Origin of the sequence: Bradyrhizobium sp. AUGA SZCCT0169, assembly GCF_018130085.1 — a bacterium.
Classification (GTDB): domain Bacteria; phylum Pseudomonadota; class Alphaproteobacteria; order Rhizobiales; family Xanthobacteraceae; genus Bradyrhizobium.
In genome coordinates this window covers 36,411-49,199 of record NZ_JAFCMC010000040.1, presented here as the reverse complement: position 1 = coordinate 49,199, position 12,789 = coordinate 36,411, and the positions used below count along the sequence as shown (strand labels likewise).

Sequence of the window (12,789 nt, the reverse complement as noted above, 5' to 3'; positions counted from 1 at the left end):
ACGATCGCATGAGCCTTGATCCCGATATCGCAGCGCTCCTCGAGATGGTCCAGCTTGGGACCGAAAGCGGTGCACGCGTTCCGTTTCCGCAACTGACCGCCATACAGGCACGCGCGGATTTCGACGCTTCTTCGCCGTTGCTCGACGTCGACCCTCCGGCGCTGGCGTTCGAACGCCAGCTCTCCCTGCCGACGCGCGATGGGGATGCCATCGCCGCGCGGCTCTACGCCCCGCGGGAGCCGGACGCGAAAAATCCCACGGCCGTTCTGCTTTACATGCACGGCGGCGGCTTTGTCGTCGGAAGTCTAGATTCGCACCAACCCTTGTGCCGCGGCCTCGCCGTCGCTAGCGGTGCGGCGGTGCTGTCGATTGGCTATCGGCTTGCCCCGGAGCATAAATTCCCGAAGGCGTTCGAGGATGCGGTCGATGCGCTGGCCTGGCTCGGTCGCGAGGGGGAGGCGGCCGGGCTGGACGCGGGCCGCGTTGCTGTTGGCGGCGATAGCGCCGGTGGAACGCTTGCCGCAGCACTTGCAATCGCAGCCAAGGGCGAGCCGAGTTTGCCGCAGCCCGTCCTGCAGGTTCTCGCCTACCCAGGCCTGAGCTCGCGGCAAGATTCGGATTCCTATAACCGGTATGGATCTGGCTTTCTGCTCGAGCGAGACACCGTCGATTGGTTCTTCCGGCAATATCTCCGTGACGATTCCGACCGCGACGATTGGCGCTTTGCGCCGCTGGCCGCGCATGATCTCTCTGGGCTGGCGCCGGCGCTTTTCGTGCTTGCCGAGTATGATCCGCTGGTCGATGAGGGGCGCGACTATGCGGCACGGCTTCGCGCCGCTGGCGTTTCCGTCGATCTCCAGATCTATCCGGGCATGATCCATGAATTTCTGCGGATGGGGAATGTCGTCGCCGATGCCTTGCAGGCGCAGGCTGCGATCGGGCAGGCCTTGGCAAACGCGTTTCGCGCCCCCAGCGGCAGGGCTTGGACGGACAGGACGGTTGAAGGTATGTCATAATGGTCTTCTGTCCCCTGGCCTTGGCCGCAAGAGCTCTTTGAGCCAATTTCCATGAGCAAAAAGTCTGTAGATGTCCCCGATCGCCGGCCGTCACGCCGCGCCGTTCTCACCGCCGGCGCGAGCCTTGGCGCGGGCGTGCTGCTCGGCAGCAACTGGCCGCTTTGCGCAACGCAAGCTGCAACATCACAGGCCGCGCCGCGCGTTGCGGCGCTCGGCTGGGCCTGTGCGCAGACGCTGCTGGCGCTCGGGGTCGTGCCGCTCGTGGTCCCGGAGATCGAGCGCTACGGCAGGCTCGTCGTCGAGCCGGCTGTCCCGTCAAGCGTTCAGGAAATCGGCCTGCGCTCGGAGCCAAATCTCGAGCTGCTGCAGAGTTTCGCGCCCGATATCATCATCATCGATCCCAGTATCACTGCCGCAATACCCCGGCTCAAGCTGATCGCACCGGTCGAGATCTTCACGATTTTCAAACCCGGCCGGCATCCTCTGGAAACAGCGCGCAGTTCGACGATGGAGCTCGCACAGCGGGTCGGCATGCAGGCCGCATGCGAAGCCTATCTGGCGCGTTTCGATGCGGCGATGACAAGGTATGGTGAGCAGCTTCGCAATCGCGGCGGAAAACCGTTGTATCTCGTCAGCGAGATCGCGCGCAACCGTGCGCTGGTGTTCGGTCCGAACAGCCTCTATCAGGAGGTGCTGAACCAGTTCGGATTGAAGAACGCTTGGACCGGGCAGAGCGGTCCGTGGGGACATACCAGCGTCGGCCTTGAGGTGCTCGCGGCGGTTCCGGACGCGCGGCTGATCCTGATGAGTTCACGGGTCGCAGACATCGAAGCTCTGCTCACGTCGAGTCCGGTGTTGCGAACCCTGCCGTTCCTCCGGTCGGGTCGGTTGACGGTGCTGGGAAATCAATTCTTCTATGGCGGCGTGCCGGCGGCTGAGCGCTTCGCCCGCCTTCTCGCCGAACGTCTGCCGCAGGAAAAAAATGAGCAAGGTTGAGGCGCTGCCCGCCCGCTCCGGGATCGCGATGCATCCGGCGGTGCTGATCGGATTGCTGTTTGCGGCAGCGGCTGCGCTGACATGGCGGCATCTATCGGGGTTTCTGCCGGCGGGCGCTTGGTTGCCGGTGCTGTGGCGTCCCGAAATCAACGATCCGCAGCAGATGCTGGTGCATTACACGGTCTTTCCGCGCATAGCGGTGGCGCTGCTGGCTGGCGCAGCGCTGGGTCTGGCAGGAACGGTGTGTCAGCAGGTGCTGCGCAATCCGCTGGCCGAACCGAGTACCCTCGGTGTCCTGAACGGAGCCTATCTCGCGCTGTCCGTGACAACCCTGTGGGCGCCGTCGCTGCTCACCTTCGGCCGCGAATGGATTGCGTTGCTGGGCGGGTTCGCTGCGTTTCTGTGCGTGTTCGGTCTCACCTGGCGCCGTGCGCTATCGCCGGTCGTGCTGGTGCTTGCCGGGCTGATCGTTGCTTATTATTGCGCGGTGACGACCCAGGCCCTGATATTGCTCAACCATGAATATTTAATCGGCCTGTTCATCTGGGGCGCGGGTTTCCTCAATCAGCAGGACTGGAACAACGTCCTGTTCCTGGCGCCGCGTTTCATCATTTCCTTCGCCCTGATCGCGGCGATGGTGCGCCCGCTGACCTTGCTTGGCTTCGATGACGAGACTGCGCGCAATCTCGGCCTCGGATTGACCGGCGCGCGGGTCTGCGCGCTGGGCATCGCCATCGCGCTCAGCGCGTCAGTTGTAAGCGTGGTCGGCGTAATGGGCTTCGTGGGCCTTTCGGCGCCGGCCATCGTTATGCTGTCAGGCGCGCGCCGTTTTCGCGACCGGCTGATTTGGGCGCCGCTTTGCGGCGCGCTGCTGCTATGGCTGACGGATGAACTTGTGCTGCTGATCCCGCCCGGTTATCGTGAAATGCCGGCTGGCGCCGCCACGGCCCTGATCGGCGCGCCGATGTTGCTGCTGTTGCTGCCGCGGCTTCGGGCCGCCGCTCCGGTGGGAAACCTCACGCCATCCGTTCCACCACGTCTTGATCATCCGTGGCGGGTGATCTTGTACGGCCTGGTCTTGTTGTTGCTCGTGGTCTGGATCGCGCTTGCCGTCGGGGTCGGTTCAGAAGGCTGGAGTTGGAGCGGTCTGGCCGGCATCCAGGAATTTCTGCCGTGGCGCTGGCCACGCGTGGTGTCGGCCTTGGCTGCGGGGGCCACGCTGGCGGTAGCTGGTACGCTGCTGCAACGCATGACCGGAAATCCGATGGCGGCTCCAGAGGTGATGGGGATCAGCTACGGCGCTGCGATGGGTGTGCTCGTTCTCCTGTACGCGATGCCTTCCCACACCCGCGCGGCGCAGATTGCCGCCGGCGCGATCGGTGCTTTCAGTGTGCTCGGGCTGGTTCTGCTGTTCAGCCGGCGGTCCGAATTCAGTCCGGAGCGTGTGCTGCTGGCCGGCGTCGCCATGAGCGCGGCGTTCGGCGCGATCATGGCCATGGTGCTTGCGACCGGTGATCCGCGCATCGGCATGCTTCTGTCGTTGCTGGCGGGATCGCTCTATCAGATCGGTCCGACCGAGGCTGCGATACTGGCCGTCGCCGCGATCATCCTGCTGGCGATGGTGCCGATGTTGTCGCGCTGGCTCGATATCCTGCCGCTCGGTCTGGCGGCCTCGCGTTCGGTGGGCGTATCCATGGCGCGGAGCCGAATCATTATCATGCTGCTGACCGCGCTGTTGACCGCGACCGCGACCCTGATGGTCGGGCTCCTAAGCCTGGTCGGCTTCATCGCGCCGCATATGGCGCGGATGATGGGGGCGCAACGCGCGCTGCATCAGGTGGCGCTGGCTGCGCTGATTGGCGCCACCCTGATGGTGTTCGCGGACTGGGCAGGGCGGATGGTGATATTCCCGTTCCAGATGCCGGCCGGCATCTTCGCGATGATGCTCGCTGGTCCTTATCTGGTGTGGCTATTGCGCCCGCGGCGCGCGTGATCTGCTGCGTGGAAAGGCGGATGATCTGGCCTTCATCGCGCGAAGCTGATGAGGTGGCTTTGATCCGGAGACGGCATCACCCCCATGGGGATGCCGTAGATGGTTTCGAGTTCGGCCGGCGTCATGATCTTGTCAGGCGTGCCCCGGGTTATCAACTTGCCGGAATGCAGCGCGATGATCTCGTCGCAGAAGCGGGCCGCCATGTTGACGTCGTGGAGAACGACGACAATTCCGAGGTTGCGCTCGCGGGCAAGCTTCTGCACCAGCGACAGAACCTCGATCTGATGGGCTATGTCGAGCGCTGAAATCGGCTCGTCGAGCAGCAGGCACTCGGCGTCCTGCGCCACCAGCATGGCGATCCAGACCCGCTGGCGCTCGCCGCCTGACAGTGTGTCGACGAGCCGGTCCGCAAACGCCTCGATGTGGGTGAGCGCCATGGCTTCCGCGACCTTGTTGCGGTCGGTCTCGCCAAATCGGCCGAGCGCGCCATGCCAGGGATAACGGCCCAGCGCGACCAGTTCCTTGACCAGCATGCCGGCGGCAGGCGGGGTCTGCTGGGGCAGGTACGCTACCTTTCGCGCGTATTCGCGATCGCTCCATTCCCGCAATGGACGCCCTTCAAAGCGGATCGTACCGGAGGAATTTGGCTGCTGCCGCGCCAGCATCTTCAGCAAGGTCGATTTGCCGGAACCATTGTGTCCGATCAGGCCGACGACGCTGCGGGCGGGAAGGGTCAGAGTCAGCGGTTCGAGCAATGCGCGGCCCGCCACCGCGAAGCTGACCTGGTCCAGTTCGAACAAGGGCATGGCCGCGTCGCGCGTCGCCGGGGCGGTTTCGGTTGGCAGAACTGCGTGCATGGAAGCGCCCGGTGGAAACTATGTGATGCAAGGAGAACGCAGCCCGGCCGGTCCACGTATCGGACGCCGGGACGTCATGGCTGACGCAGGCTCCAATACGCGACCGCAAGATGCTGCTCGCGGGAAAGCTTTCGCTCATCGCGTAAATGGTTTCGCAGCGCCTTCAGCGCCTGCGCTTCGCAGGCGACCCATGCAAAGACCTCGCGATGATCGGGCCATCGCAGTGCCTTGACGGCATCGACCAGCAATTGCGTTGTCCCGGCCGGACGGTCGCCGCGATGCAGCCAACGAACCGACATGCCGGCTGGCGCGACCAGCGGAACTTCCTCGAGTTGTTCGGCGACTTCGACAAAGACCTCGCCCGTTGCCGTCGCCGGCAGTGTTTCGAGGATGCGCGCGATGGCGGGCAGGGCGGTTTCGTCGCCCGCCAGCATAAACCAGCGCGCCGGACGAATACCTCGCCCGAGAGGACCGGCCATGCCGCAAATGGCGCCGGCTTGCGCATTGAGCCCGAATGCGGAGCCAGGTCCGGCATGGTCGTGAACCACAAAATCGATGTCGATCTCGCGGGTCTGCAGATCGATGCGACGGATCGTGTAGTAGCGGGTGAGAGGCCTGCGGTCCGGTTGGGGCCACATGATACGTCCGTCCGCGGCAGGCCACGGCCATTCAGGCTTGGCGAGGCCTTCCGGTGGAAAATACAGCCGGACGTGGAGGTCATCGTCATCCAGGAAACGTGCGATGTCGTCCCCGGTGAACGTCAGCCGGCGCATGCGGGGCGTGAGATCGATCGCCGCCTTGAGCCGTACCTCGCGGAAATTGGCCAACGTGCCGCCATCGGATTCATGGCCGGACCAGACGATCGTCGGTGCCTCATCGCCTGCGAACTCGATGACGTGGGATGCTACGACCGAACGCAGCATTTCGAGGTGACCCTTGTCGTTGGCCTCGACGCGTATCCTGAGTGTCTCGGCCTCGACGGCGAGCGAGCTGGTTCCAAACGGCAGTTTCGCCACCATCAGGCCGCCCTTATCCTCGAAGGCGATGTCATGCTCGGCCAAATGATCGATCATTCGGGCAGCGAGACCGGCGGCATCGACAAGCTGGATGCGGGTTTCGGAAACGAGCGAATCCAAAGTTATTCTCCAGTCGGGCCTGCTCCAGTCGGGCCTGCCCGATGCTGGCCTGCGAGCGCTCGATTTTCCGGGTATCGCGGTCCGATACGACGGCCGGATCTATGTCCTACGCGCTCTTCGGCTGCGATGCAAAGGGAGTACTACCCGCGCATTTTATTAAATGAGTGACCGATGACAAATTAGAATCAATCGAAAAAGGCCGGAAAATAAGCACTGGAATAGCGGTGCTGCCATCATGTATTCGCATCACTCGGGCACGGCTGTCCGTGCCACCACGGGCCGTGTAGGTTCGCTCCAGCATTAATCCAGCGCGGCACTCATGATGATCCCACCAAGCGGCCTGACCGCGCAGATACTGCATCTCCTGCGGCCGTATTGGCCGATCGTGCTCGGCGGAGTCGTCCTCGGTATTGTCGGCGGCGCCAGCGTCGCGGGGTTGCTTGCGGTCGTCAATCGCGGTCTCTATGCGTCGCAGAGCGATGTCGCGACGCTGCTTTTTGCCTTCGCCGGCCTGTGCTCGCTGATCCTGATCGGCTCGATCGGTTCCGATATAAGCGCCAATTATGTCGGACAGCGGATCATTGCCGAGCTTCGGAAGTCTCTCGCGGCCAAGATTCTGGCGGCTCCAATCGACCAACTCGAGGTTTACCGCACCCATCGCCTGATCCCGGTTCTCACCCAGGACGTCGACACGATCAGCGATTTCGCGTTCTTCTTCTCGTCCTTCTTCGTGTCTGTCGTCATCACTTTCGGCTGCATGGTCTACCTGGCGGTATTGTCGTGGCCGCTGTTTCTGATCACCGGATTGGTCATCATCCTGGGTTCGCTGGCGCATGCCTTTGCGCGAACGCGAGGGGTTCGGGGCTTCAATGCCGCCCGCGACTCGGAAGATGAGTTGCAGAAGCACTACCGGGCGATCGCGGAGGGCGCCAAGGAATTGCGCCTGAACCGCGTCCGCCGGCAGCGCGTGTACGTCGACAAGTTACAACGTACCGTCGACCAGATCAGCACGGTGCAGATCAAGTCGATCAATCTTTTCGTCACCGCACGGGCCTTCGGTACGATGCTGTTCTTCGTGGTGATCGGCGTAGCGCTGACCCTGCGGCCATTCCTTTGGCCGGACAGTCCGGCCTCGGTCTCCAGCGGTTTTGTGCTGGTGCTGCTCTATATGCGAGGTCCTATCGACCAGGTGATAGGCATTCTGCCCGCGCTCGGCCGCGCACAGGTGGCGATGCGCCGCATCGCCGAACTCTCGGAACAGTTTTCCACGCCTGAACAGGATTTGCTGGCTGCGCCTTCGACCGCACCGGAAGCATCGGCCAGGATCAAATCAATCGAACTCCGTGGGGTGTCGTACGCCTTCCGCACCGTGCCCGGCAGCAATCCTTTCGTGCTTGGGCCGATTGACCTGCATATCCGACAGGGGGACATCGTTTTCATTGTCGGCGAAAATGGCAGCGGAAAAACCACGCTCATCAAGCTGCTGCTGGGCCTTTATGCCCCGCAGAGCGGCGCGGTGCTTCGCGATGGCCTGTCGGTCGTAACGGAAACCCGCGATGACTACCGGCAGCTCTTCACGACAATCTTTTCCGACTACTACCTGTTTGGAGATCTTCTGCAGGGAGCGGGAATGGTGCCCGATATCGCGGAACGGTACCTTGAGCGGTTGGAGGTCGCCCACAAGGTTTCGGTTGAAAATGGCGTATTCACGACGACGGATCTGTCCACCGGCCAGCGCAAGCGGCTAGCTCTGATGAATGCCTGGCTCGAGGAGCGGCCAGTCCTGGTGTTCGATGAGTGGGCGGCGGATCAGGATCCGGCGTTCCGGCATATCTTCTACACCGAATTGCTGCCCGACCTGAAGCGCCTGGGCAAGACGATCATCGTGATCTCTCATGACGACCGCTATTTTGGCGCGGCGGACCACCTTGTGCGGCTCCGGCATGGCAAGATTGTCGCTGGCGAGGCGAGGGCGCATAACGTCATGGAGCCGTCATCCGTTCCAACCGGTGCGCCTCTTTAGACCTGTTTTATTCTCTCGGAAAATTTGAATCTAAGTTCGGCGCCACCGGCGCTGGCCTTGAACAAGGCATGCCACGTCCCGGCCCGGTCATTCATTGGTTTTGTAAGGAATCTAAACTGGGTGCGTTGGCATTCCTTGTCATCCTGCACGGGAGTGATTTACATCGCGTGCGTGAGCGAAGATCGCGTCTTGTTTAAAGCAATCACGTCAATACGAGTGCCGGATGAACAAAGCGTCGAGCTCCGCGAAAGATCCTCATGCGTTTCCGGTCGGGCCACGCGCCGCCGCGACAGTCCTTCAAGACGGTGCGGACCTGCAGGTCGTCGCTGGTGGCGCCACGATGATGCGTCTGCGTCTCGATGAGCAGCTGGATCATCTGAAGATGCTCGATGCTCCCGACGATCCGCGACTTGCGGTGCGGGCGGTTTCAGCGGCGGCAGAGGCAATGTTCGGATGGCGTCCGGGCCTCGACCGGATTTTTCTGGATTCGGTCCCGGAACCGATTGCGCGCGAATTGCTGGACCATGGCCTCGCTGTCGTGACCGGAAGCAACCTCGTGCTGCTTCCGGATTTGGTCATGCAGCGTCGTGACAACTGGCTGGTCGATGCCGAGCGGCCGCCAATGCCGCAACTGCACGTCATGACGGACGGCAAACGGCATCCGCGACGTCCGCAAAAACCGGTGGGGATGGTGTATGCCCGCTTCATTCCCTGGCTCGCCGAGGTCATCTCGTTCCGTGTTGCGGATCTGAATGATGATCTTCATTTGCTGCACCGTTGGATGAACGATCCTCGCGTCGACGCCTTCTGGGACGAAGCCGGCGATCTCGAAAAGCATCGCAAGTATCTGTCTACTATCCTGGCTGATCCGCACATGCTGCCGCTGATCGGCTGCTTCGGGGACGCACCGTTCGGCTATTTCGAGGTCTATTGGGCCAAGGAAAACCGTATCGCCCCGTTTTACGATGCCGATGATTACGATCGCGGCTGGCACGTTGTCGTCGGAGAGGACGCCTATCGTGGACGCCGCTACATCAGTGCGTGGCTGCCCTCGCTGATGCACTACATGTTCTTGGATGATTGCCGAACCCGGCGGATCGTCGGCGAGCCGGCGACGGCGCATTCGCAGCAACTCCGCAACCTCGAACTCTCGGGATTTGCGAAGATCAAGAATTTCGATTTTCCACACAAGCGGGCCACCCTGGTCATGCTGCTGCGCGAGCGCTTCTTTGGTGATCGGCTGTGGCTACCGGCTATGGCCGCTCCGGCACCCACAGCCTAACGCGCGAACGGAGCGCAGCTTTATGTCTCACCAGCTTGCCATCGAGCACGACGTCATTGGCGTCGGATTCGGGCCGTCCAATCTCGCGCTTGCGATCGCGCTGGACGAGTGCGCCAGAAGGTCACGCCTGAAATGCGCTCCTCTTTTTGTCGAGAGGCAGCGCCAATTTACCTGGCATGGCGGCATGCTTTTGCCGGGCAGCGATATGCAGATCTCGTTTCTCAAGGATCTGGTCTCGTTGCGTGATCCGACCAGTCCGTTCACCTTTGTGAACTATCTGCACAAGCACGGCCGCTTGCAGGATTTCATCAACTGCCGGACGTTCTATCCGAGCAGGACGGAATTCAACGATTACCTGCGGTGGGTGGCAGCGCAGTTCAAATCACAAGCGGCTTACGGCGAAGCCGTCGTTGCCATCGAACCCGTAACTGCGGGGCAGTCGGTGACATCATTGCGCGTCTATTCACGCAACTTCGCCGGCGGTGAAACGGTGCGGCTTGCGAAGAACCTGGTCGTGGCGGCGGGAGGTAAGCCCAATATCCCGCAGGTCTTCGCGAAAATCGCCGATGATTCCAGATTGTTTCACTCAAGCCGCTACCTCGATACGGTCGAGTCCGCCGGCCTCGGCGGCAAGGCGGCATGCGTGGCCGTAATCGGTGGAGGGCAGAGTGCGGTCGAGGTGACGGTCGATCTTCGAAACCGTTTTCCGCACGCGAACATTGACCTGATTTTTCGTGGCCATGCGTTGAAGCCGTCCGACAGCAGCCCGTTCGTCAACGAAATCTTCAACCCGGATTACACGGATTTTATCTATGCCCAGCCGGACGAGCGTCGAGATGCGATCGTTCGCAATTTTCGAAATACCAACTATGCCGTGGTCGATTCCGATCTGCTCGATCAGCTGTATCGATTGCTCTACCAGCAACGCGTCAGCGGCACGACGGGCATCGAATTGCATCCGCGCAGCGAGATCACCAAAGTGCTTGCGGCTGTTGAAGGCATTGAAATCCGAACGGTCGATAAGTTCGACGGTCGGGACCGCCGCTCCTGCTACGATGCCGTTATCCTCGCGACCGGCTATGACAGGGAAACACCACACGCGTTTCTGGAGCCGATACGGCGCTATATCCATGACGACGTTGTCGACCGCAATTACAGGCTCGCCACGAGCCCGGCGTTTCGGCCGCAAATCCATCTCCAGGGATATTCCGAGGCCTCTCACGGCCTGAGCGACACGTTGCTCTCCGTTCTTGCCAACCGTTCGCAGGAAATCGCCGAGTCGCTGCTTTTGACGATCTCGCGCCGCGAGCTCATAGCTTAACCTTCGGCGACGGGAGCTATCAGCCGCCATTGCGAGACAGGCCCGAGCGCTGCTGGCAGCGAAAGAACGGCGGGTGATGGGCCTGCGTCGATGATCACCGAGTGCGGTGGAATGATGAATCCAAGCGCGGCTGCCTTAAGTATGGATTCCTTGAGGGTCCAGTAGCGAAGAAACAGCCGCGACCGCAATGCGGCAGGGGTGCTCCACAGGACCTCACGCTCTTCGCGAGCCAGGACGATTTCACTCACGGAATCCAGATCGGGGATTTCCCGCAAGGGCTCGACATCGACACCGACCGGCGAACGCGCAGCAGCGACAGCGATCACACCTTTTGCGTGACTGAGGCTGAAGTCGATGTTCGGCGCGTCATTGACGAGCATCGGCTTGCCGTGCTCGGACGGTCGAAACCGCAAGGTGTCGGCGGCGTGCCCCACAATGCTCCCCAGCAAAAGGCGGGCGCCGGCATGTGCGGCGAGGTAGCTGTTTCGATCCTCAATGTGCACGAAGCGCACCATGCGGCTGGCTTCCTCGCCGTCGAGCACCCCGGCAGCCTGTTCGAAGCTGAGAATGCCCAGTCCTTCGGTGCGTTGGTCATGAGAGGGGTGCACTGCCGCTAGCCAGAAGGCGATGTCCCCCGATCTCAACTGCTCGGGCAGGCCTGGGATGCCTGGACTGGTCAGCCATCGCACACTCAGCTCTTCCTGCGGAATGTTGCATTTGGTTGCGATAGACCACGCGACGGTATCTCGTGCCTGGGCCGTCGTCAGCGATATTGCGAGTTTGTCCTTTCCAGCGTCGTCGGATAGCGCCATGTCCATCGGCCATTTGGAGAAATTTTGAAGAGTAATGTAGGCTGTCGAGAAATCAAAAATGTCCCTTCTCCGAAGGACAAGAGCAGTGAGATGGTCGCTCTCATGCACATCAAGTTGGCGAGGAAACTGCTCGACCGGGCAGCCAGCGTCGGGGGAAAGCCGTGAGAGCACTTGAAGGGATCCGGGTCCTCGACCTCGGCACGTTCATCGCAGGGCCGCATTGCGCCACCATTCTCGGCGAATTCGGCGCGGAGGTTATCAAGATCGAGCCGCCAAAGACCGGCGACTCGCTTCGGCGTCTTGGAACCAATACCGAATGCGGCGATACGCTGGTTTGGCTCTCCGAAGCCCGCAACAAAAAATGCGTGACGCTGGATCTCGGGAGCGAGCGCGGACGGGATCTGCTGAAGCGCCTCGCCGCGAAATGCGACATCATCGTCGAGAATTTTCGGCCCGGCACGTTGGAAAAATGGGGGCTCGACTATGACGAGCTCAAGAAGATCAATCCCGGTGCGATCCTGGTGCGCATCTCGGCCTATGGGCAGGATGGACCGATGCGGACGCAGCCGGGCTTTGCCCGCATCGCGCACGCGTTTTCCGGCCTGACCTACCTTGCCGGTGAGCCCGGCGGTATTCCCGTTGTTCCAGGTTCGACCTCGCTGGCCGATTACATGTCGGGCATGTACGGCGCCATCGGCGCACTGGTCGCGCTGCAGGCCCGTAAAACGACCGGCGAGGGGCAATGCGTTGATCTCGCACTGTACGAATCGGTGTTTCGCGTGCTCGACGAGATTGCGCCTGCCTATCAGAAGTTCGGCTATGTGCGCGAGCGAATGGGCGCGGACGCGGTCAATGTCTGCCCGCACAGCCACTACCAGACCAGGGACGGCAAATGGATCGCGATCGCCTGCACCAGTGACCAGATGTTTGCGCGGCTGGCGGAAGCGATGGGGCAACCGGAACTGGCCTCGGCGGAACGATATGGTCCGCAGACGCTGCGGCTGGCGGCCCGTGACGAGGTCAACCGCATCGTCGCCGAATGGGTCGCCTCACTCGACCTCGATAGCGTCCTTGCGCTTTGTTCGAGGGGAGGCGTGCCGGCCAGTCTGATCTTCAGCATCGCGGATATTTTCGAAGACCCCCAATACCGCGCTCGGGGTAACATCCAAATGACGGAGTCGCGAGCCGGCGAGATCGCGGTTCCGGGCGTCGTACCACGGCTGTCGGAAACGCCGGGCGAGATCCGCTGGCTTGGCGCAGGGCTGGGTGCCCAAAACGAGGATATCTACAAAGGTCTGCTCGAATTATGCAGCGCAGAGATCGAAGATTTACGGATCGCCGGTGTGATTTAAG

General features: G+C 61.8%; 10 protein-coding genes. 7 read left to right on the top strand and 3 right to left on the bottom strand.

Translation table 11 applies throughout. From position 1 onward, the window contains the following. Positions 1-8: 8 nt before the first annotated feature. The 3 genes from JQ609_RS29935 (at position 9) to fhuB (ending at position 4,005) form a co-directional block, all read left to right on the top strand. The gene (locus JQ609_RS29935) at positions 9-1,016 is read left to right on the top strand and encodes an alpha/beta hydrolase (protein ID WP_212276347.1); all 1,008 of its coding nucleotides are present in this window, start codon (positions 9-11) and stop codon (positions 1,014-1,016) included. 135 nt (positions 1,017-1,151) lie between these two features. Then, complete coding sequence (locus JQ609_RS29930) at positions 1,152-2,012, top strand: ABC transporter substrate-binding protein (RefSeq protein ID WP_212276346.1); 861 nt, start codon at positions 1,152-1,154, stop codon at positions 2,010-2,012. Further along, positions 1,999-4,005 (top strand): Fe(3+)-hydroxamate ABC transporter permease FhuB, encoded by a 2,007-nt coding sequence (fhuB, locus tag JQ609_RS29925; protein WP_212276345.1) that lies wholly within the window; start codon positions 1,999-2,001, stop codon positions 4,003-4,005. The genes JQ609_RS29930 and fhuB overlap by 14 nt, the downstream gene beginning before the upstream one ends. 32 nt (positions 4,006-4,037) lie before the next feature. Here the strand turns inward: fhuB and JQ609_RS29920 are convergent, their stop codons facing one another. Beyond that, positions 4,038-4,862, bottom strand: coding sequence for an ATP-binding cassette domain-containing protein (locus tag JQ609_RS29920; RefSeq protein WP_212276344.1), 825 nt, complete (start codon positions 4,860-4,862; stop codon positions 4,038-4,040). Between the two features lie 74 nt (positions 4,863-4,936). Continuing rightward, positions 4,937-5,998, bottom strand: a complete 1,062-nt coding sequence (locus tag JQ609_RS29915; protein ID WP_212276343.1) for a siderophore-interacting protein — start codon at positions 5,996-5,998, stop codon at positions 4,937-4,939. Between the two features lie 322 nt (positions 5,999-6,320). Here JQ609_RS29915 and JQ609_RS29910 point away from each other — a divergent pair, with 322 nt between their 5' ends. The 3 genes from JQ609_RS29910 to JQ609_RS29900 all read left to right on the top strand — a co-directional run bounded on the left by JQ609_RS29910 (position 6,321) and on the right by JQ609_RS29900 (position 10,624). Further along, positions 6,321-8,021: a cyclic peptide export ABC transporter gene (locus tag JQ609_RS29910; RefSeq protein WP_409411206.1), complete on the top strand. Its 1,701-nt coding sequence runs from the start codon at positions 6,321-6,323 to the stop codon at positions 8,019-8,021. A 223-nt stretch (positions 8,022-8,244) separates the two neighbouring features. Continuing rightward, on the top strand, positions 8,245-9,303 hold the full coding sequence (locus JQ609_RS29905; RefSeq protein WP_212276341.1) for a GNAT family N-acetyltransferase: 1,059 nt from the start codon (positions 8,245-8,247) through the stop codon (positions 9,301-9,303). 22 nt (positions 9,304-9,325) lie between these two features. Further along, positions 9,326-10,624 (top strand): lysine N(6)-hydroxylase/L-ornithine N(5)-oxygenase family protein, encoded by a 1,299-nt coding sequence (locus tag JQ609_RS29900; RefSeq protein WP_212208264.1) that lies wholly within the window; start codon positions 9,326-9,328, stop codon positions 10,622-10,624. Here JQ609_RS29900 and JQ609_RS35840 read toward each other — a convergent pair. Then, entirely contained in the window at positions 10,621-11,607 is a 987-nt protein-coding gene (locus JQ609_RS35840) for a 4'-phosphopantetheinyl transferase superfamily protein (protein ID WP_212276340.1), read from the bottom strand. The genes JQ609_RS29900 and JQ609_RS35840 overlap by 4 nt on opposite strands. On the opposite strand from JQ609_RS35840, the gene JQ609_RS29890 reads away from it, so the two are divergent. Then, positions 11,598-12,788, top strand: a complete 1,191-nt coding sequence (locus JQ609_RS29890; protein WP_212276339.1) for a CaiB/BaiF CoA-transferase family protein — start codon at positions 11,598-11,600, stop codon at positions 12,786-12,788. The two genes, JQ609_RS35840 and JQ609_RS29890, sit on opposite strands and share 10 nt — an antisense overlap. Position 12,789: the final 1 nt, after the last annotated feature.

Coding starts and splice junctions, on each gene's coding strand:
- JQ609_RS29910 (WP_409411206.1), top strand. CDS start 6,321: ATGATCCCACCAAGCGGCCTGACCGCGCAGATACTGCATCTCCTGCGG.
- JQ609_RS29920 (WP_212276344.1), bottom strand. CDS start 4,862: ATGCACGCAGTTCTGCCAACCGAAACCGCCCCGGCGACGCGCGACGCG.
- JQ609_RS29900 (WP_212208264.1), top strand. CDS start 9,326: ATGTCTCACCAGCTTGCCATCGAGCACGACGTCATTGGCGTCGGATTC.
- fhuB (WP_212276345.1), top strand. CDS start 1,999: ATGAGCAAGGTTGAGGCGCTGCCCGCCCGCTCCGGGATCGCGATGCAT.
- JQ609_RS29935 (WP_212276347.1), top strand. CDS start 9: ATGAGCCTTGATCCCGATATCGCAGCGCTCCTCGAGATGGTCCAGCTT.
- JQ609_RS29905 (WP_212276341.1), top strand. CDS start 8,245: ATGAACAAAGCGTCGAGCTCCGCGAAAGATCCTCATGCGTTTCCGGTC.